This is a genomic window from Mesorhizobium sp. NZP2234 (assembly GCF_013170765.1).
In the GTDB taxonomy this organism is placed as follows: Bacteria; Pseudomonadota; Alphaproteobacteria; order Rhizobiales; family Rhizobiaceae; genus Mesorhizobium; species Mesorhizobium loti_D.
In genome coordinates this window covers 1660288-1679510 of the sequence record NZ_CP033364.1, presented here as the reverse complement: position 1 = coordinate 1679510, position 19223 = coordinate 1660288, and the positions used below count along the sequence as shown (strand labels likewise).

The following is a 19223-nucleotide window of genomic DNA, read 5'->3' as shown; positions in this document are numbered from 1 at the left end:
GCCCGAGCGCGATTGCCGCCGGCATGACGGCAATTGGCTACACCGGCGGTGGCCATGCCATGGCGCGCGGCTGACGGCGGCTGGTACTGATTTCGCCTTTGCTGACCGGCATGACGTTAGCCGATAACTGTCCGTGCTCGGCGTGCCGGCCTTAGTTCAGCGGATACTTGGTTAATCCAAGTCGCGTCCATTCGCCGGGCGGGATCAACGGTCCCACACGGAAGTTGAAGGACAGGACCCTCGTCGCATCCGCGTCGACCTCGCACCGGAAATTCAGGCTGTACCACGTTGTTCTCGTGCTGAAGGCGGACTGCGGAGGATTGAGGACATTGCCTGTCTTCAGCGGAATGGTCGGCACCCATTTGGGCGAATAATCGGCGCTCTGCAATTCCTGGTTCAGAACGTTGCCGCAAAGGTTGGCAACGCGCTGATCGCGCGGGACGTTGTCCATGGAGCTTGTGGCCAACGCGTCGCCGGTCGCGCCCTGCGAATAAAGCTTTCGGACGCCCGGAAGGCCGGAATACATCGGCGATCCGGCCGCGGTGTTCGCGGGATTTGACTTGCCTGTCTTCCCGCTTGGCGCCTTGAAGGCTTTTGCGGATTTGAAATTCATCGTCTTTGCGGGTTTGGGCTTTGCCTTTTCGGCTGAGGGTGGCGGCGCTGGCTTGTCGCCGGCCTGGGCAGCCAATGGCTTCGGCGCCACGACCGCCTGCTTTTCGGCGGTTTGCGGTGCCGCCTCCTGTTTGTCTGGTTGCTGTTTGTCGGCTTCCTCGGTCGTCTGCTTCTCCTCGCTTTGCGCGGGCTTGGCATCCGGCGGGGCGGTTACCGGCTTCTCGTCGGGCTTGCTGGACTCTGCCTTTTGCTCGGGATTTGCAGGAGGAGCGGATTGGGAGAGCGCGGGCTTCGGTTCGACTGGCGGCTTCGCGGCCTCATCCTTGGCCGGCGACGGCGCATTGGCTTGAGCGCTGCCTCCGTCGACAGACTTCTCCGGTCCGGTATCCTTCTTGCCATATTGGAAAACTGGCTTCAGGGCTGGAGTGTTCGCCGGCTTGGGCGGCTGCTCGGGCGGCTTTTCGACCTTGGGTTCCGGTGGCTTTTCGGTTTTGGTTTCCTTGGGCGGCGGCGGGGGAACAGGTTTTGGCTTTGGCTGAACGGGCGGAGGCACGATCGCGACATTGACCGGCTGCTCCTCCTGCGGTTGTTGGGGAGGCGGGGGCAGGCCGTACACCAGGAGCGCCGCGATCAAGGCATGCAGGATCAGCGATGCGGGGATGCCCCACAACAGATTCCGACGCCGTTCTCTTGCCTCATCCTTCACGCTGTTCGATTTGGAATGAAATGGCGGCGGCTTCAAGCATAAGCACCAGATTAGCGCAATTTGGCCGCTGACAGCTTGGTGATCTCGACGATCGAACGCAGAAGATCAGCCCGGAATCCCATCCAGAAACCGCTCATCCAGCCGCGTTTCGCCAAACCAGTTCAACCGGTTGATGCTGACGAAGCCGGCATCGATCGCCTCGTTCTCGTCGCCCGGCTCACTGGCATGGGCGCGCCCGCGCGGAACCGTGATGACCGTGCGATCGCCGTCGCTTTCCACGATTTCGGCGGTGCGGCCGATCTTGTCGCGGCCAATGCGCGGCTGGCGGATTTCAGCCGGCAAGGCGGTCGGCAGGTTGATGCTGAGCCAATGGCCCTCTGTCGCCCAATCGGCACGCGACTGCCACAATGAAGCGATCAGCGCGCCAAGCCACCGGTCGTCGCCGTCAGTGAAATCGGGGTTTTTCACCCGCGAGAAGCCGATCGCCGACACCCCCCAGAAGGTTGCCTCCCGGGCAATGCCAAGCGTGCCGGAATAGGCGAGGTCCTCGGCCACGTTGCGGCCGTCATTGACGCCCGACAGCACCAGATCCGGCTTCCTGGCGTCGGCGAACAGCCACGTCATCGCGCTCACCACGCAATCGGCCGGCGTGCCGGAGCAGGAATACCAGTTCGGCTTGACGCGCCGCATCGTCAACGGCCTGGCGATGGTCAGCGACGAACCGGCGGCGGTGCGCTTGCCGTCGGGCGCGACCACCCACACATCGTCGCTCAACCCGCCGGCGGCGTTGGCGAGGCGGGCAAGGCCCGGCGCCTCGATGCCGTCGTCATTGCAGATCAGGATTCTCATTATTTGCTTCCTTGCGGCACCATGATGCGCTGGCCTGTGCGGCATTGCGCGCGCAGTGACGGGATGTGGCTCTTGAGGTCGGCGAGAAGATCGGTGGTACAGGAATGACCGAGCGCTTCAGGCTCTCCCGCCCTCTCCCAGATCGCGACATTTCCCGACAGCGTCGGATGGGTCGGCATGCGCACCCAGTCCGCCCTGCCGGCTCTGTACAGGAGATCACCCGGAGAACCAGCCGGCAGATGCCCGGTGAGCAGCACAGGGAACCCAGCCTGATCTGCGCGCGGCAACAGGCGCGACGACGGCCCGGCCTCGCCCATGCCGTCATCGGCCAGCAACGGCAGCGAAGGCAAGGGATCGGCATCAGTCCAGTCGGCGGCACTTGCTAGCCGGGCACGCAGGCGTTCGGAAACCCCAGGCAACAAGGCCGCCGTGGCGCCAATCTGCCCTTCCAGGGAGGAACGCATGCCGGCATGGATGGCAAACGGGCCCGGCAGCGCGGCGATCAATTCCAGCGACCGCCCCGACAAAGGCGTCGGCAGGAGGCACCCCTGCGGATGCCTTGCCACCCATTCGGAAATTTCCCGCGCCCGCGCCGCCCCAGATACGGGATCGGCGCCGTAGGAGGCATCGAAGACCAGAAGATCGCAATGCGGGATCGTGTCCATAACGAATACATGGCTATCCGGCACCACATCGCCCGAATAGGCGACGCGGCTTTTCCCGTTGTCGACAGCGAACCAGACGCCGCCCACGACATGTCCCGACCGCCCGGTCCGGATCGTGAGTTTGCCACTTTTCAACGTGTCGCCGGGTTCGAAGATTTCGACACGATCGAGCGGGAACGGAAACCGCCCGAGATCCTCCGGCTCGGCATAGGCGGCGAGCGTGGCCGGCGCCTCGTCGCGCGTTTCGGCCGTCATGAAGACCGGGCCGGCATAGCCGCGCGACAACAGCCAGCTCAGCGCGCCGACATGATCCTCATGGGCGTGCGAGACAAAAAGCGCATCGATGTCGCCGACCGATCCGTTGAGCGCCGGATAATACTCCGCCCCGGAAGCGCCAACCTTGATGCCGACATCGAGCAGGATGCGGTCGTCGCCACTGCTGACAGCGAGGCTGGTGCGGCCCTTTTCCCCAAAGCCGCCAAGCAGGTCCAGCATCATCACGATGCCGCCTCCGCCGGGATGAGCCATCCGGACCTTATCCGCAGCCGCGCCTGGGCCCCGCTCTCGAGCGTGACCGGGTCGAGCTGCTCGAAATGCAAGGTAAGCCCGGGGCCGGCGGCAGGCGTGAATTCGACGCGCGCCGCGCCGCCCTGATAGATCACCCGCTTGACGAGGCCATCGAAGCCCGGACCATCCTGCGAGACATCGAGATCCGCGGACCGGCAGCAGATCCTGGCGCCCGCACGCGGTCGCTCGCCGGGGCGGCAGCGGACCACCAGCTCGGCTCCGAGAACCTTGACCTTGCAATGGCCGCCTTCTTCGCCCGTCAGGACATCCGCCGGCAGCAATATGCCTTGCGAGATGAAGGATGCCACCATTTCATTTGCCGGCTCATGATAGAGCTCGCGTGGCGTCGCCAGCTGCGCCAGCCTGCCGTGATCCATCACCGCGATGCGATCGGCCAGCGCCATTGCCTCGGCCTGATCATGGGTGATGTAGACGATGGTTGTGCCGGTGCGCTTGTGGAAGGCTGCGAACTCGTCCTCCATCGAGGCTCTGAGATGCACGTCGAGATTGGCGAGCGGCTCGTCGAACAGCACCAGCGAGGGCGCGGCGACAAGGCATCGCGCCAATGCCACGCGCTGGCGCTGGCCGCCGGAGAGATTGGCCGGCCGGCGCTCGCCCAGCCCCTGCAGATTGACCAAGGCGAGCGCGTCCTCGACCTTCTGGCGCGCAACCGCCTTGTCGAGCTTCGCCACCTTCAGCGAATAGCCGATGTTTTCGGCAACCGTCATGTGCGGCCACAGCGCATAATTCTGGAAGACAATGCCGACGCGCCGCTTCTCCGGCGCGACGCTGCCATCCTTGGCCGACACGACCTCGCTGCCGATGCGGATTTCGCCCGATGTCACCTTCTCGAAGCCGGCGACGAGCCGCAGCAAAGTAGTCTTGCCGCAGCCGGAGGGCCCGAGCACAGCGAGGAACTCGCCGTCGGCAACGTCGATCGAGACATCCTTCACCGCGTCGAAATCTGCGAAGCTCTTGGTCACATTGTCTAGGGTCAATCGCGCCATGGCAGAACTCCGCTCGGAAGATGAGGGGCAAGCAGATTGGTCACCAGCATGAGCACGAAGGTGACCGCGACCGTGATGACCGACATCGCCGCCGCATAGTTGGAATCGCCGCCCTGCTCGAAGGAAAACATCACCACGCCGATCGTCTCGGAGCCTGAGGACCACAGCAGTGCCGAGACGGTAAGTTCGCTGAGCGCCGTCATGAAGATCAACAGGCCGCCTGCGATCGCCGCCGGGGCGACCAGCGGAAAGACAATGGTACGCATGCGCGTGAACAGGCCGGCGCCGGCCACTTGCGCGGCCTCTTCCAGCGCCCTGTCGATCTGGTGATAGCCGCTGATGGTCGGCCGCAGCGCCAGCACCAGGAAGCGGGCGAGATAAGCATAGAGGATGATCCAGACCGTGTTGTAGAGCTGGATGCCGGTGAACGGGATCGGCCGCAGGAACAGCAGCAGCGAGGCGATCGCCAGCACCACGCCGGGCAAGGCATAGGGCAGTTCGACCGACAGGTTGAGCAGCCGCACCCAGCGTTGCTTGCCCCAGGCGATGAGATAGCCGACAGGCACGGCCACGATGACCGCGAAGAAAGCCGCCGCGATAGACAGCCAGAAACTGTTGAAGAAGGCGCGCTTTGCGGCATCGTGCTCGAACAGCACGAAACGGTAATTGTCGAGCGTCGCCGTCTTGGCGGTCAATGCGATGCCATAGCCCGGCACCAGCGAGGTCAGCACCAGCCCGAACAGCGGCAGCAACAGTACCAGCACGATCAGCAGCCACATGCCGGCCTGGACGGCGGGCCGCCAGCGGCCGAGTTCGTAGGGCTCAGCCGGCAGCGACGTCGAGGAAATGCGGTAGTCGCGGCGGCGGCTCATCACCTCCTGAGCAAGGATGCCGGCCATGGCGATGACCCCGATCAGCACCGAGAGGAACGCGGTTTCGCCGAGCACCGCCGGACCGCCGCCTGCCAGCTTCTGATAGATGAGCGTCGGCAGCACAAGATAGTTGGCGGGAATGCCGAGAAAGGCCGGAATCCCGAAATTGCCGACGCAGGAGACGAAGGCCAGCGCCGCGGCCGCCATGATCGACGGCGTCATCAAAGGCAGCACGATGGTGACAAGCACGGTGAACCAGCCGGCGCCACCGGCGCGTGCGGCCTCGACCAGTTCGCGCGGCAGCTTGCGCAGGCCGGCCCGCACCAGCAGGAAGACCAGCGGGCCGTATTGCACGCCAAGCAGCAGGATGATGCCCGAGGTCGAATAGAGCGGATTCTTCGTGCCCAGTGGCGGTGCGGCGCCGAACAGCTTGAGGAACGGGCTTGCCGGGCCGAACAGTTGCAGCCAGGCCAGCGCCGTCACCTGCGGCGCAATCATCAGCGGCATGACGTAGCAAAGCACCAAAGCGCCGCGGCCGCGTATGTCGGTCAGCGAGACCAGGACCGCAACCAGCGTTCCCGACAGCACGGCAAGCAATGTCCCGCCGATGCCGACGACCAGTGTGTGCCATGTCGCGATCCAGGTCGCCGGGCTTCTCAGCCCAGCCTGCACGGCCACGGTCGACAGGGTTCCGCCGGGTGCCACGATCTCCTTGACGAGGCGCAGCATGGGCAGCAGCGAAAGCAGCACGATGACGACCGCCACCGCCGCCGTCAGGGCCATTTCCTGCCCCCGGCTTTCCCTGATGCGTGTTGACATGATTGTGCTTCCTGGGATCGATCCGCCGACGCGGGGAATGCCGTCTGACCGGCATCCCCCGTGATTGCCGGCTCAGCCGCCGAACAGTTCCTGGAACTTCGCCTTGTCGGCGTCGGTCTTGGCGACGATTGCCTTGGTGTCGAACGGCATCACCTTGACATTGACGCCTTCCGGCAGCCAGTCGGGGCGGCCGACCGAGGCGCGTGCCGGCAGATAGCCCATGGACAGCGCCAGCTTCTGGCCTTCGTCCGACAGAATGAAGTCGACGAATTTCTTGGCGCCGTCGACGTTCTTGGCTGTCTTCATGATGGCCACCGGCTCGGTCACCGCCGGAACGCCTTCCGAGGGGAACACGAACTCGACCGGCGACCCCTTCTTCTTGGCGTTCATCGCCATGAAGTCGACGAGGATGCCATAGGGCTTCTCGCCCGATGCCACGGACTTCAGCACCGCGCCATTGCCGCGCACGCTGACGGTGTTGTTGGTCTTGAGCTTCTGGAAGAAATCCCAGCCATAGTTCGTATCCCCGGCGAAACCCGAGAGCAGATAGGCGGCCGCTCCCGAATAGAGCGGGCTCGGCATGACCAACCCATCGGCATAGGCCGGCTTGGCAAGGTCGGCCCAATGCTCCGGCTTTTCCGCGGCAGCGGTGTTGTAGACGATCCCGGTGGTGATCAGCTTGCTGCCGAAATAGGTCTTGTCGGCGTCATAGGCGTCGGCCTCGATGCCGTCGAGCTTGGCCTCGGGATAGGCCATCAGCCTGTCGTCTTTCTTCAGCAGCTCCATTGAGACCGCGTCGGCGATCAACAGTACGTCGGCCTGCGGGCTTCCGGCGGCGAACTCGGCCGCCATCTTGGTCAGGATGTCGCTGGTTCCGGAACGATAGATGGTCACGTCGATGCCGGGTTGCGCCTTCTTGAAGGCATCCACGGTCTTGGCCGCGTCGGCTTCCGGCTGCGATGTATAGAGCGTCAGTGTTTCGGCACTTGCCACGCCGGCAAACAAAGTTGCCGCGAGCGCCAGCTGGCTCGCCAGCAGCTTGATGAATAGCGTCTTCATGAGACCTCCTGTCTTGTCTGTGCATGACCGGTCCGGCCCTTGGCCGGCTCCCCGTCTCTTCCTCCCTGCACGGCGCATATGACTGGTGGATGACACAGCGCGTGGACCCCACAAAATATGTTCATATGTACAATGTCAATTACAAATGAACAGAGATGTGCGACAATCGGAATGCCGCAAGCCGGCATCCAGTTGACATCCGGCCGGCGTTCCTCCGATGAGGGCAACGCCGCCAGATCATGGCTCATGAGGGACCTGAACCGATGCCCGCCGAAAAACCCAGACCGGCTCGCCTGCCGATGGTCTCGTCGGACCTCAACGTCAAGACGGCCTGGCTCTATTATGTCGAGGGTTTCACGCAGGAGCAGATCGCCGAGAAGCTCGATGTCTCCCGGGTGAAGGTCATGCGCACGTTGGCCGCCTGCACCGCGGAAGGCATCGTCGTCACCATGATCAACGCGCCCACCGCCGAGCAGGTGGCGCTCGAGCGGCAGCTGGAAGAGCGCTGGGGGCTCAACGCCGCTGTCGTCATCCCGACACCCTCGGCGCACGAACATCTGGAGAAGGCGATCGGCCATGCCGTCGCGGCCTATCTCGGCGAGCAGATGCGGGATGGCATGACGCTGGCGATCGGCGGCGGCGCGACGCTCCATGCCAGCCTGGGTTTCCTCGCCCGCCGGCAGCTGAAGCGCGCTTCGGTGGTGGCACTTGTCGGCAGCCTGCCGCATTCGCAATGGATCAACCCGTCGATCGTCGCGGCCAAGGTCGCAGATGTCTTCGAGGTCGACAGCTACCAGATCACCGCGCCGGTGATGGTGGACAATCCTTCGCTTCGCGATCTCCTGTGGGCACAGCCGACCCTGCAGGACGTGCGCCGCCGCGCCGCGGCCGCCGATATTGCTCTGCTCACCGTCGGCGACATGTCGCCGGACGCCACCATCTTCCGCCATGGCATCGTGCCGTCATCGCTGATCGCGCCATTGAAGGCGAAAGGCGCGGTCGCCAATATGCTGTGCTACTTCGTCGATGCCGCCGGCAGGCTGGTCGATCACGAAGTCAACGGGCGCGTCATGGCCATCGATCTCGAAATGGTCGGCCAGGTGCCGAATGTCGTGCTGGCCGCTGGCGGAAAACGCAAGGTGGCCGCGATCCTGGCCGCGCTGAAAGCCGTCAGCATCAACGTGCTGATCACCGACAGCGAAACGGCCACGGCGCTGCTGGCCAAGGGCGGCTAAGACAGCTTTCGCTCTGACCGTCGGTTCGAGCTAGATAAGTCCGCGCTCGCGCAAGAAATCCTCGACGCCGACATGCGTCATGGATTCGAATTCGGCGATCGCCTCGGCAACCCGCCTGCGCTGGGCCGCCAGCAGCGTGAACACCTGCTTCATCTCGCCGGAAACGCCGAAACGGCTCCAGCGCTCCGCAATATGGACGGGCAGGCCGATATCGGCGCAGAACGCGTCCAGGCTGTCATAACCAAGGCTGGCGACAAGCTGCCTCGTCTCGTCCGCCGACATGCGCGGCTCGAAAGCGTGATCGTGCAGGCGCTGCGCCACAAGCTTGATATCGGACGGCGAGGCACCCATGACCTTGCCGAACAGGGTTTTGACGTCAGACGGGTCGAATGCAGGCATGCTTGCCTCCCTTGAACGCGATCCGCTGGGGAAGATGGGTCAAGGGTCGACGCCTGACAAGTCGTTTCTGAATGTGAGCCGGCTTTGCAGGCCGGCCTCACTCGATTGTCAACACGCCCTATACCAACAGCCCCATCGGATTCTCGATCAGCCGCTTGAAGGCGACCAGCAGTTCGGCGCCAAGTGCCCCGTCGACGGCACGATGGTCCGTCGACAGCGTCACCGACATCACGGTGGCTATTTTGATCTCGCCGTTCCTGACCACGGCCCGCTCCTCGCCGGCCCCGACCGCCAGGATCGTCGCATGCGGCGGGTTGATGACGGCGGCGAAGTCCTTGATGCCGAACATGCCGAGGTTCGACACGGCCGTGGTGCCGCCCTGATACTCTTCCGGCTTCAGCTTGCGGCTGCGTGCACGACTCGCCAGATCCTTCATCTCGTTGGAGATGGTGGACAGCGACTTCTCGTCGGCATGCCGGATGATCGGCGTGATCAGCCCACCGGGGATCGAGACGGCGACGCCGACATCGGCATGCTTGTGCTTGACCATGGCGCTTTCGGTCCATGAGGCATTGGCATCCGGCACCGCCTTCAGCGCCATGGCCATCGCCTTGATGACCATGTCGTTGACCGACAGCTTGTAGGCGGGAGCCTCGCCCTTGTCGGTCTTCTTTATCGGTGCGGCGGCATTGATCTGCGTGCGCAGCGCCAGCAGCGCGTCGAGTTCGCAGTCGAGCGTCAGGTAGAAATGCGGAATGGTGGTCTTGGCCTCGACCAGGCGGCGCGCGATGGTCTTGCGCATATTGTCGTGCGGGACCAGCTCGTAGGAGCCTTCCTCGAACAGCTTCAGCACCTGGTCGTCCGACATCGCCTTCACGGCAGGAGCGGAAGCAGCAGCGGCGGCGGGAGCTTCAGGAGCCAATGCTGGGGCCTCTTTGGCACCGCCCTTGGCAATCGCCGCGTCAATATCCGCCTTGACCACGCGGCCGTAAGGACCGGTGCCGGTGATGCTGGCAAGGGCAAGGCCCGCCTCACGCGCCAGACGACGAGCAAGCGGTGTCGCGCGTGCGCCCGACGGCGATTGGCCGATCTCCCCCCCAGAGGGGGAGATGCCCGGCAAGGCAGAGGGGGGCGTGACAGAATGCGACGTTGGCGGGACAGCGCCCCCCTCTGTCGACTTGGTCGACATCTCCCCCACAAGGGGGGAGATTGGCGCCGTGTCTTGCTTGGCCCCATAAGCCTCGCCATCGGCATAGATCCAGGCGACCGGCGCGCCGACCGGAATGTCGACGCCTTCCTTGCCAGTCACGTCGCGCAGCACGCCGCTGGCCGGCGCGTCGATCTCCATCGCCGCCTTGTCGGTCTCGATCTCGAACAGCACGTCGCCCTTCTTGACCTGCTGGCCTTCGGTGGCGAACCAGCGCGAGATCTGTCCGGTCGCCATGTCCATGTCGACCTTGGGAAGAATGACTTCTGTCGGCATGTCTCAGCGAACCCCTTTCACGAGGTCGCGCGCGGCGGTGATGATGTCGGGAACCTGGGGCACGGTGGCCTTTTCGAGCTCCGGATTGTAGGGAATCGGCGTCTCGGCGCCGCCCAGCCGCACGATCGGTGCGTCGAGATAGTCGAATGCCTCGCTCTCGGCGATCATGGCGCTGACCTCGGCGCCGACACCCAGGGTCTTGACCGCTTCGTAGACGCACATCAGCCGCGACGTCTTCTTGACGCTGTCGATGACGGTCTGCTTGTCCATCGGCCGGATGGTCCGGAGATCGACGACTTCGACGTCGATGCCCTCGGCTTCCAGCGTGGCGGCGGCGTCGAGCGCCTTCTGCACCATGATCGAGGTGGCGACGATGGTGAGATCCCGGCCTTCGCGGCGGATGTCGGCCTTGCCGATCGGCACCGTGTAGTAGCCTTCCGGCACCGGGCCCTTCACCTTGTAGAGCAGCTTGTGCTCGAAGATCATCACCGGATCGGGGTCGGCGACGGCGGCCAAAAGCATGCCCTTGGCATCATAAGGCGTCGCCGGCTGAATGACCTTCAGGCCCGGCACATGGCCGAGCCAGGCCTCCAGGCTCTGGCTGTGCTGCGCGGCGGCACCCGTGCCCGAGCCGGCCGGAAAGCGCATCACCACGGGAACGGAAACCTCGCCGCCCAGCATGAAGCGCATCTTGGCCGCCTGGTTGACGATCTGCTCCATGGCCAGCGTGGCGAAATCGGAGAACTGGAATTCGAAGATCGGCCGCATGCCGGTGACGGCGGCGCCGACAGCGACGCCCGCGCCGCCCAGCTCCGAGATCGGCGTGTCCATCACCCGGTCGGCGCCGTAACGGTCGACCAGGTCGCCGGTCACCTGGAAGGCGCCGCCATAGACGCCGATATCCTCACCCATCAGGAAGACGCGTTCGTCCATGTCCATGGCGATCGCCATGGCTTCCTGGATCGCCTGGGCGTAGCTCAGTTCACGCACCATCGCGTCCATCACGCCTGCTCCGTATACACGTAATTTCCAGTCTCGCTCACATCCGGCGAAGGGCTCGCCTTGGCGAACTCGATGCCGTCGGCGATCTCCTGCGCCACGGCGTCGCGAATGGCCTCGATGCCCTTGTCGTCGATGAAGCCGAATTCCCGCAGTTCGTTCTCGAACAGCGTGATCGGGTCGCGGTTCGACATCCAGTCCTCGATCTCTTCCTTGGTGCGATAGCGATTGCGGTCGCTCTTGGAATGGCCGCGATGGCGGTAGGTCTTGGATTCGATGAGCGTCGGCCCCTCACCCGCGCGCGCCCGCTCGATGGCCTTGTACGAAGCCTCGGCGACTTCGGAGAAGATGTTGCCGTTGACGATGACGCCGGGCATCGAATAGGCGGCGGCACGATCGGCGATGTTCTTCACCGCGGTCGAACGGGCCGTCGATGTGGACATGCCGTAGCCGTTGTTCTCGCAGACGAAGATGACAGGCAGCTTCCAGACGGCCGCCATGTTCAGCGCTTCGTGGAAGGCGCCCTCATTGTTGGCGCCGTCGCCGAAGAAGGAGACGACGACCTTGCCGGTCTTCATCATCTTGGAGGAGAGCGCGGCACCGACCGCGATCGGAATGCCGCCGCCGACGATGCCGTTGGCACCGAGATTGCCCTTGGCGACATCGGCGATGTGCATCGAACCGCCACGGCCCTTGCAGTAGCCGGTGGTTTTGCCGAAGAACTCGGCGAACATGCGCTTCACCTCCGCACCCTTGGCGATGCAGTGGCCATGGCCGCGATGCGTCGAGGTGATCTGGTCATCCTCGCCAAGCGGCATGCAGATGCCCATGGCACTGGCTTCCTGGCCGATCGACAGATGCATGGTGCCGTGGATCAGGCCGCGCATGTAGCTTTCCTCCGCGCCCTCTTCGAAGCGGCGGATGAGGTACATCTTGTAGAGCACCTGCTTGAGCTGCTCGGCGCTGTACTGGCGATAGACGAAAGGCAGGTTGGCGCGGCTGTCCGCGACGGCTTTGCTGGCTGTGGCCATGATCAGGCTCCCACGGTTCCGTAGACGAGTTTGTCCTGGCGAGCGCGCAGCTCCGCGATCTTGGAGCCCGGCGCGGGAGCCGCGTTGGCATAGGTGATGAGCTCGCCCTTCTTGATCGGCGCCGTCACCGAGCCGCCCTGCAGCAAGCCGCAGGGAATGGCTCGCGCCGCATGCGCTTCCGGCGCCGTCATGATCCAGGCGCGGTAGCAATATTCGCCGATCGCATCGAGCTTCTCGCCCGGCTGCATGTCCTTCTTGGCGACCGCGGCAACTTCAGCCACCGGCTTTGCCAGCGGCACCATGTCGGCCTTGCCGTAGAGGACGACGCGGGCGCAGGTCAGCGGCACTTCGAGCGAGGTCAGGTGATAGGGGCGATGGAAGGTGAAATACGGGCCCTTGCCCATCTTCAGGTCTTCCATGCGCTCCGAAATGCGCGGATGCGACATGTCGGCGACGACGAAGACGCCGGGCGCCACGCCCTTGCCGATCGAGTAGTCGACGACGCCGACCTTGGACAGCACGCCACCGTCCTTTTCAGGCACCAGGACTTTCGAGAGCTCGCCGAGTGTCGCCGCGGGGCCATGCATGCCGGCCTTGTCCGGCACCAGGCCGGTTGCATTGGCGATCGCCGCCATCTCGACCATGGTCTTGGAACCATCGACGAACTCGACCAGCATACGCACATTCATGTGCCGGCGCTTGGCCTCTTCCTCGTAGGCGGGCGGCGTGGCGTCGATGTTGAGCGGGTTGTTCTTGCCCTTGCCGGCGGCGACGATCGGATGGCCCATGGCCGAAACGAACTCGATCAGTTCCATGCATGAGGACGGCTCGTCACCGGCGCCCAGCGAATAGGTGACACCGAGCCGATCGGCCTCGCTCTTCAGATAGGCGCCGATGGTGACGTCGGCCTCGACATTCATCATCACCAGATGCTTGCCATGCTCCATGGCGCGCAAGCCGATCTCGGCACCGACGGCGGGAACGCCGGTCGCGTCGATGACCACGTCGATGAGATCGTTGTTGATGACCAGGTTGGCGTCGTTGGTGACCGCCACCTTGCCGGCTTCCATGGCAGCCGTCATCGCCGAAGCGTTCGACACTTCGCGCGCATGGCCGGTTTCCTGGAAGGCGATATCCACCGCCCTGCTGGCGGCCGGCAGGTTCAGCTCCGAGATCGCGCCGATCTCGATGCCGGACATATGGGCGACGCGGGTGACGATGTCGGTTCCCATCTCGCCGGAGCCGATCAGGCCGATGCGGATGGGCTTGCCCGACTTGCCACGCTCATCGAGATCGCGGGCAAGGCCCGTCAACGAAATATTGGAAGCCATACCGCTTATTCCTCCCACATTGCAGGCTTGTTCAAGTGCTTGACGGGTATTGAACATCTGTATTTCTGTCAAGACTAATGTCCAAAATTACCGCACTTTCGTGCCCTTCCGGAGGCGTCCGGCAGGCACGGAATGGCCGGTGGCAAAAGCCGGATGCCGCGCGTTACGGCAGGCTGTCCGGGATGCCGAACAGCCATCGAACCGCAAAGCTGCGCGGCGGACGCCGCGATGTTCCGGCAAGAGGCGGCTACTTGATGCCGGCCCGCATGAAACTCTGCACGAACTGGCGCTGGAACAGCAGGAAGCCGATCAGCAGCGGCGCCGAGGTCATCAAGGCGGCTGCCGAGATGATGCTCCACTGTACGCCCTGGTCAGGCGAGGCGAAGACCTGCAGGCCGACCGTCAGCGGCCGGGTCGAGACCGAATTGGTGATCACCAGCGGCCACAGGAGATTGTTCCAGTGGTAGCTGACCGAGACCAGCCCATAGGCGACATAGATCGGGCGCGACAGCGGAACGTAGACCTTGAGCAGTGTGCCAAGCGGCCCGGCCCCTTCGACGCGTGCGGCGTCGTCGAGTTCCTTGGGCACGGTCAGGAAGGCTTGACGCAGAAGAAAGATGCCGAAGGCCGAGGCCATGTAGGGCAGGCCCATCGCCAGCACCGTATCGACGAGGCCTAGCTTGACCATGGTGCGGTAATTCTCGACCAGCAGCACCTCGGGCATGATCATCAGCTGGATCAGCACCAGCATGAACACCAGCGTCTTGCCGCGGAAATCGTAGCGGGCGAAGGCATAGGCGGCGAGCGTGCAGATGACGAATTGCGAGGCCAGGATGACCGTGATCAGCACGAAGGTGTTGAGGAAATAGCGCGCGAACGGAGCCGCGTTCCAGGCCTGGATGAAATTGCCTAATGTCAGGGGCGCCGTGACGTCGAAGCGCACTTCGTATCCCGCGGGATGGAACGCCATCCACACCGCATAGAGCAGCGGCAGGATCCACAGCGCGCCGAGCAGATAGCAGCCGATCACCTCGATGGCGTGCCAGAAACCCTGCTCGCGCGACTGGACCGGCTGGGGGAGAGCGGTGACGGTCATTTGTAGTGGACCCTCCGGTCGAGAATGCCGAACTGCACGAAGGCGAGCGCTGCGAGCAGTGCCAAAAGCACCATGGTCAGCGCGGCGGCATAGCCGGTATCCCAGAAGCGGAACGCCGTCTGGTAGATGTAGTAGAGGAGCAGCGTGCTGGCATTGTCGGGGCCGCCACGGGTCATGACGATGACGTGGTCGATCAGCCGGAACGAATTGATGATGGCATTGATCAGCACGAACAAAGTCGTCGGCATCAGCAGCGGGAAGGTGACGCGGCGAAAGAAGTACCAGCGCCCGGCGCCCTCGAGAGCCGCGGCCTCCGACAGCGACGGGCTGATCTGCTGCAGCGCCGCCAGGTAGAAGATCATGAAGAAGCCAGCCTCCTTCCAGACCGCCAGCACCATGAGGCTGCCCAGCGCCGTCGAGCCATCCCCCAGCCAGTTTCGCTCGGCAAAGCCGAACAGGCCAAGGAAGCGGTCGATGAGGCCGTAGCCAGGCGTGTAGAAGAACAGCCAGATGTTGGCCACCGCGATCATCGGCAGGATGGTGGGCAGGAAGAACGACATGCGCAGCAGGGCCTTGCCGCGGATGGACGAGTTGACGATCAGCGCCATCAGCATGGCGAGGCCGATCGCCACCGGCACCGTGCCGATGGCATAGATGGCGTTGTTCTTCAGCGCGGCCAGGAACACCGGGTCGCTCAGCATGTCGCTGTAGTGGCCGAGCCCGACGAACTTTGCCGGGCGTACGCCGCGCGGCGTGTTGTAGAAGCTGTTGACCAGCGTCATCACCGCCGGGACATGGGTGAACGCCGCCAGCAGCACGACGGCCGGCAACAGCAGCAGCCACGCGGTGATCTGATTTCGCCCCTGTGTCACGAGACACCCTTTCCTGTCACTGTGGCTTCGACCCACCGCCCTTCGTATCGGTCAGCGATACTGCTTCAGGATGCGGTCGGCTTCCTGCTGCGCATCGCTCATCGCCTGTGCCGGCGTCTTGGTACCGGTCAGCGCGGCCTCGATGCCGTCATCGATGACGCGGGCGACACGCTGGTTCTCGTGCGTCGAAAGCTCCGGCACCATGTAGGGGATCTGGTCGTGCGGGACGGCGGCACCCGGGAATTCCTTGACATAGGCCTGCATCGCCGGCGTGTTCCAGGCATCGTCGCGCGGCGCGATGTAGCCGGTCTTGATGCTCCATTCGGCGGCCTGGTCGGCCGAGGTCAGCCATTTCGCGAACTGGAAGGCCGCCTGCTGCTTCTCGGGCGCCGTGCCGTTGAAGATGAATATGTTGCCGCCGCTGGTCGGCGCGCCGCGCTTCTTGTGCTCCGGCAGCATCTGCACGCCGAACGGGAACGGCGCGTTGGTCTTGACATTGGTCAGGTTGCCGCTGGTCGTGGTGATCATGGCGGCACGTCCCTCGAAGAAGTCCTTCGGATTGGTCGCCCACTCGATCACGCCGGGCTTCATCACCTTGTGCTTGAGCGCCAGGTCCGTCCAGTACTGCAGTCCTTCGACGACCTCGGGAGAATCGAAATAGGTCTTGTCGCCCGAAACATCGGCGATCGTGCCGCCATTCTGGGCCACATAGCCCTGCAGCAACCAGTAGGAGGTCAGCGACGACGGCACCTGCATGCCCCATTGCGTGACGTTGCCGCTGGCGTCGCGCTTGGTCAGCTTGGTGGCGAAATCGACGACTTCTTCCCAGTTTTGCGGGCCGACATCCGGGTTGAGACCGGCCGCCTTGAAGGCATCCTTGTTCCAGAAGAACACGGTCGTACCGCGCTGGAACGGGATGCCCCAAGTCTTGTCCCCGCTCTTGCTGTTGGTCATGAACACCGGCGAAAATCCGGCGAGCCAGGCCTTGTCGTCGTCGGTCTTGACCAGGTCGTCGATCGGCGCGATCGCGCCCTCGTCGATCAGCGTGAAGAGATCGGCCGACAGCATGACCGCCAGTTCCGGCGGCTGGCCGGCCTTGAACGCGGTCAGCGACTTGCTGATCGTCTCGGAATAGGTGCCGGAGTAGATCGCCTTGACCTTGATGTCGGGATTGGCCGCCTCGAACCGAGTGATCAGGTCGTCGACGATCTTGGTCACCGGACCGCCGATGGCCACGGGATAATAGAAACTGATTTCCACCGGCTCGGCCTGCGCCACGCCGAGGCTCAGGCCTGCTCCCAACAGCGCGGCGCCAAGCCACTTGCCACTTCTTGCAAACATCGTTTCCTCCGGTTTGTGATGTTTTCTCGTTGTCGTCGCCAATCGGCCTGCTTCGAGGCCGTGGGCCGTTCACCGCAGGTCAGGGCACCGCGCGCAGCACGCGCTCGCCGGCCGCCTGACCGACCAACACCTTGCGCTCGGCCCTGTTGCCGTCCGCCTCGTCGAAGACGTGCATGGCGTCGGGCAGCCAGCCCAGCCGCACCTGGTCGCCAACGGACTGCCGGCGGATGCCGTCCACGCGCACCTGCAGAATCTGGTCGCCGACGGCGCACTCCAGAATGCTGTCGGCGCCGTGATATTCGATGCCGCGGATGATGGCGGGCACGACGCCATCCGGCTCGATCCGGATCTCCTCCGGCCGCAGCCCGAGCGACAGCCCATCGCCCTTGCCTTCGACCAGTGCCGGCCCCACCGATCCCTTGATGATGGCGCCAGCCGGCCCATCGGCCAGCGAGACGAGGTTCATCGGCGGCGTGCCGATGAACCTTGCCGCGAACGATGTCGCGGGCCGCAGATAAAGCCCTGCCGGCTCCGCCTTCTGCTCGATACGGCCGCCGCGCATGAGGATGACCTGATCGGCAAGGCTCATCGCCTCGATCTGGTCATGCGTGACATAGACCATGGTCATGCCCAACGCCTGCTGGATGGTGCGTATTTCCTTGCGCATCTCGTGGCGAAGCTGCGCGTCGAGGTTGGACAGCGGCTCGTCCATCAGGCACACCGACGCCTCAGCCACGATCGCCCGGCCGAGGGCGACGCGCTGCTGCTGACCGCCCGAAAGCTGGGAAGGCTTGCGGTCAAGAAGCGCCCCCAGCCCGAGAATGTCGGCTGCCTTCTTGAGGCGGCGCGTCCGCTCCCCGGCCGGCACCCGCCGCACCTTGAGACCGAATATGATGTTTTCCGCAACGCTGAGGTGGGGGAAGAGCGCATAGGACTGGAACACCATGGCCAAGCCGCGTTTGGCCGGCGGCTGCACGGTGACGTCCTTGCCGCCGATGAAGATGTGGCCCGAAGTGACCGCATCGAGGCCGGCAATCAGCCGCAGCGTCGTCGACTTGCCGCAGCCGGACGGCCCAAGCAGCACCGTCAGCGTGCCGGGCTTCACCTCGAAGCTGACATCCTTCACGGCGTCAAAGGTCGCCCACCTCTTGTTGAGGTTCCTGATCTCGATGCCGGACATGGTGCCTCCCCGTTCCGGTAACCTCCCGCCCGATCCCTCCGGAATCCGCGCGGCGAAGACGCGCTCGGGCTGGCGATCCGTTGATCGCTAGAATCGAATATTGAACTATCTTTCTCAAGTCAATACAATTGTACAATTCTGAGGCGACGACGCATCAGACCACGCCCACCGGCAAAGAGAGATCCATGGCCTCGATTCGAATTATGCAGATATCCGACACCCACCTCTCGCCGCGAACCCATCGGTTTCACGAGAACAACGAGCTCATGATCGATGTGCTGAAGGCCGCCGATCACGACCTGATCATCCATACCGGCGACATCACGCTCGACGGCATACGCTTCGAGGAAGACTATCCCTTCTGCCGCTCCTTCCTGGAGCGCGCCGGCAAGGACATCCGCTATATCCCCGGCAATCACGATGTCGGCGACAATCCGCGCCTGTCGCAACCCGAAACCGCCATGGGCAGTGCCATCAGCCCGACCAGGCTTCACCGTTACGAGCGCTATTATGGCGCCGACAGATGGTCGATCGACCGCGACAACTGGCGGCTGCTCGGCATCAACTCGCTGCGTGTCGGTTCGGGACTGGAGGGCGAGCAGCAGCAATATGACTGGATCGGCGAACAGCTGGCGACGCTTGGTGAGCGGCACCTGGCGCTGTTCTCGCATCAGCCGCTCTATGTCGACACCCCGGAAAGCACCGAACTGACCTACTGGACAGTCGACCCGATCGGTCGACAGAACCTGCACGAATTGATGGAGCACAAGCAGCTCAAGATGATCGCCAGCGGGCACCTGCACCAGCAGCGCTCGCGCGGCCACGATGGTGTGAGGCTCGAATGGTGCTCGTCCATCGCCTTCACCACCCGCGAGGAGCTGGTGCCCGAAATGGGTGGCAACCGCGAGGTCGGCTATCTCGAACACGTGCTGCATGACGACGGCGGCATCGAAACCCGCGCGGTGACCATCCCCGGCTTCGTCAACAGCTATCTCGACGACTGCCTGCTCGACGTCTACCCGAAATACTGATCGCGCCACGATCGAGAACAAAAAAAGGGCGCCGGCGATCCGGGCGCCCTTTTCAGTTCGAATCCGGTT

17 protein-coding genes are annotated in these 19223 nt (G+C 63.9%); 2 read left to right on the top strand and 15 right to left on the bottom strand.

Translation table 11 applies throughout. The features are described from left to right. Positions 1-151 precede the first annotated feature (151 nt). The 6 genes from EB230_RS08210 to EB230_RS08185 all read right to left on the bottom strand — a co-directional run bounded on the left by EB230_RS08210 (position 152) and on the right by EB230_RS08185 (position 7156). Positions 152-1318 carry a DUF930 domain-containing protein gene (locus EB230_RS08210; RefSeq protein ID WP_056576556.1) on the bottom strand — a complete coding sequence of 389 codons (1167 nt, stop codon included), beginning with the start codon at positions 1316-1318 and terminating at the stop codon, positions 152-154. Between the two features lie 105 nt (positions 1319-1423). Then, positions 1424-2167 (bottom strand): 5'/3'-nucleotidase SurE, encoded by a 744-nt coding sequence (locus EB230_RS08205; protein WP_056575942.1) that lies wholly within the window; start codon positions 2165-2167, stop codon positions 1424-1426. Next, a complete protein-coding gene (locus tag EB230_RS08200) occupies positions 2167-3330 on the bottom strand; it encodes an MBL fold metallo-hydrolase (RefSeq protein WP_056576553.1) in 1164 nt (387 codons plus the stop codon). Before EB230_RS08200 ends, EB230_RS08205 begins: the two co-directional genes overlap by 1 nt. Then, a complete protein-coding gene (locus EB230_RS08195) occupies positions 3330-4406 on the bottom strand; it encodes an ABC transporter ATP-binding protein (RefSeq protein ID WP_056575940.1) in 1077 nt (358 codons plus the stop codon). The genes EB230_RS08200 and EB230_RS08195 overlap by 1 nt, the downstream gene beginning before the upstream one ends. After that, entirely contained in the window at positions 4394-6097 is a 1704-nt protein-coding gene (locus EB230_RS08190; protein ID WP_056575939.1) for an iron ABC transporter permease, read from the bottom strand. The genes EB230_RS08195 and EB230_RS08190 overlap by 13 nt, the downstream gene beginning before the upstream one ends. A gap of 72 nt (positions 6098-6169) precedes the next feature. Further along, positions 6170-7156, bottom strand: coding sequence for an ABC transporter substrate-binding protein (locus EB230_RS08185; protein WP_056575937.1), 987 nt, complete (start codon positions 7154-7156; stop codon positions 6170-6172). Between the two features lie 263 nt (positions 7157-7419). On the opposite strand from EB230_RS08185, the gene EB230_RS08180 reads away from it, so the two are divergent. Further along, positions 7420-8391 carry a sugar-binding transcriptional regulator gene (locus EB230_RS08180; protein WP_172372017.1) on the top strand — a complete coding sequence of 324 codons (972 nt, stop codon included), beginning with the start codon at positions 7420-7422 and terminating at the stop codon, positions 8389-8391. A 30-nt stretch (positions 8392-8421) separates the two neighbouring features. Here the strand turns inward: EB230_RS08180 and EB230_RS08175 are convergent, their stop codons facing one another. The 9 genes from EB230_RS08175 to EB230_RS08135 form a co-directional block, all read right to left on the bottom strand. Then, a complete protein-coding gene (locus EB230_RS08175) occupies positions 8422-8790 on the bottom strand; it encodes a hypothetical protein (protein WP_056575933.1) in 369 nt (122 codons plus the stop codon). A 118-nt stretch (positions 8791-8908) separates the two neighbouring features. Then, positions 8909-10273, bottom strand: a complete 1365-nt coding sequence (locus EB230_RS08170; RefSeq protein WP_172372016.1) for a pyruvate dehydrogenase complex dihydrolipoamide acetyltransferase — start codon at positions 10271-10273, stop codon at positions 8909-8911. A gap of 3 nt (positions 10274-10276) precedes the next feature. After that, positions 10277-11275, bottom strand: a complete 999-nt coding sequence (locus EB230_RS08165) for an alpha-ketoacid dehydrogenase subunit beta (protein WP_172372015.1) — start codon at positions 11273-11275, stop codon at positions 10277-10279. After that, positions 11275-12303, bottom strand: coding sequence for a thiamine pyrophosphate-dependent dehydrogenase E1 component subunit alpha (locus EB230_RS08160; RefSeq protein ID WP_081295028.1), 1029 nt, complete (start codon positions 12301-12303; stop codon positions 11275-11277). The genes EB230_RS08165 and EB230_RS08160 overlap by 1 nt, the downstream gene beginning before the upstream one ends. 2 nt (positions 12304-12305) lie before the next feature. After that, complete coding sequence (locus EB230_RS08155) at positions 12306-13634, bottom strand: NAD(P)H-dependent oxidoreductase (RefSeq protein ID WP_056575929.1); 1329 nt, start codon at positions 13632-13634, stop codon at positions 12306-12308. 247 nt (positions 13635-13881) lie between these two features. Further along, entirely contained in the window at positions 13882-14730 is an 849-nt protein-coding gene (locus EB230_RS08150; protein ID WP_172372014.1) for a carbohydrate ABC transporter permease, read from the bottom strand. Next, complete coding sequence (locus EB230_RS08145) at positions 14727-15602, bottom strand: sugar ABC transporter permease (RefSeq protein ID WP_056575925.1); 876 nt, start codon at positions 15600-15602, stop codon at positions 14727-14729. Before EB230_RS08145 ends, EB230_RS08150 begins: the two co-directional genes overlap by 4 nt. A gap of 51 nt (positions 15603-15653) precedes the next feature. Next, on the bottom strand, positions 15654-16943 hold the full coding sequence (locus EB230_RS08140) for an ABC transporter substrate-binding protein (protein WP_056575923.1): 1290 nt from the start codon (positions 16941-16943) through the stop codon (positions 15654-15656). Between the two features lie 79 nt (positions 16944-17022). Next, the gene (locus EB230_RS08135; protein WP_172372013.1) at positions 17023-18123 is read right to left on the bottom strand and encodes an ABC transporter ATP-binding protein; all 1101 of its coding nucleotides are present in this window, start codon (positions 18121-18123) and stop codon (positions 17023-17025) included. 185 nt (positions 18124-18308) lie between these two features. Between EB230_RS08135 and EB230_RS08130 the strand changes: the two genes are divergently transcribed. Further along, complete coding sequence (locus EB230_RS08130) at positions 18309-19154, top strand: metallophosphoesterase (RefSeq protein WP_172372012.1); 846 nt, start codon at positions 18309-18311, stop codon at positions 19152-19154. Positions 19155-19223 lie beyond the last annotated feature (69 nt).

Coding starts and splice junctions, on each gene's coding strand:
- EB230_RS08180 (WP_172372017.1), top strand. CDS start 7,420: ATGCCCGCCGAAAAACCCAGACCGGCTCGCCTGCCGATGGTCTCGTCG.
- EB230_RS08195 (WP_056575940.1), bottom strand. CDS start 4,406: ATGGCGCGATTGACCCTAGACAATGTGACCAAGAGCTTCGCAGATTTC.
- EB230_RS08160 (WP_081295028.1), bottom strand. CDS start 12,303: ATGGCCACAGCCAGCAAAGCCGTCGCGGACAGCCGCGCCAACCTGCCT.
- EB230_RS08130 (WP_172372012.1), top strand. CDS start 18,309: ATGGCCTCGATTCGAATTATGCAGATATCCGACACCCACCTCTCGCCG.
- EB230_RS08190 (WP_056575939.1), bottom strand. CDS start 6,097: ATGTCAACACGCATCAGGGAAAGCCGGGGGCAGGAAATGGCCCTGACG.
- EB230_RS08175 (WP_056575933.1), bottom strand. CDS start 8,790: ATGCCTGCATTCGACCCGTCTGACGTCAAAACCCTGTTCGGCAAGGTC.
- EB230_RS08200 (WP_056576553.1), bottom strand. CDS start 3,330: ATGATGCTGGACCTGCTTGGCGGCTTTGGGGAAAAGGGCCGCACCAGC.
- EB230_RS08185 (WP_056575937.1), bottom strand. CDS start 7,156: ATGAAGACGCTATTCATCAAGCTGCTGGCGAGCCAGCTGGCGCTCGCG.
- EB230_RS08205 (WP_056575942.1), bottom strand. CDS start 2,167: ATGAGAATCCTGATCTGCAATGACGACGGCATCGAGGCGCCGGGCCTT.
- EB230_RS08150 (WP_172372014.1), bottom strand. CDS start 14,730: ATGACCGTCACCGCTCTCCCCCAGCCGGTCCAGTCGCGCGAGCAGGGT.
- EB230_RS08165 (WP_172372015.1), bottom strand. CDS start 11,275: ATGGACGCGATGGTGCGTGAACTGAGCTACGCCCAGGCGATCCAGGAA.
- EB230_RS08140 (WP_056575923.1), bottom strand. CDS start 16,943: ATGTTTGCAAGAAGTGGCAAGTGGCTTGGCGCCGCGCTGTTGGGAGCA.
- EB230_RS08135 (WP_172372013.1), bottom strand. CDS start 18,123: ATGTCCGGCATCGAGATCAGGAACCTCAACAAGAGGTGGGCGACCTTT.
- EB230_RS08170 (WP_172372016.1), bottom strand. CDS start 10,273: ATGCCGACAGAAGTCATTCTTCCCAAGGTCGACATGGACATGGCGACC.
- EB230_RS08155 (WP_056575929.1), bottom strand. CDS start 13,634: ATGGCTTCCAATATTTCGTTGACGGGCCTTGCCCGCGATCTCGATGAG.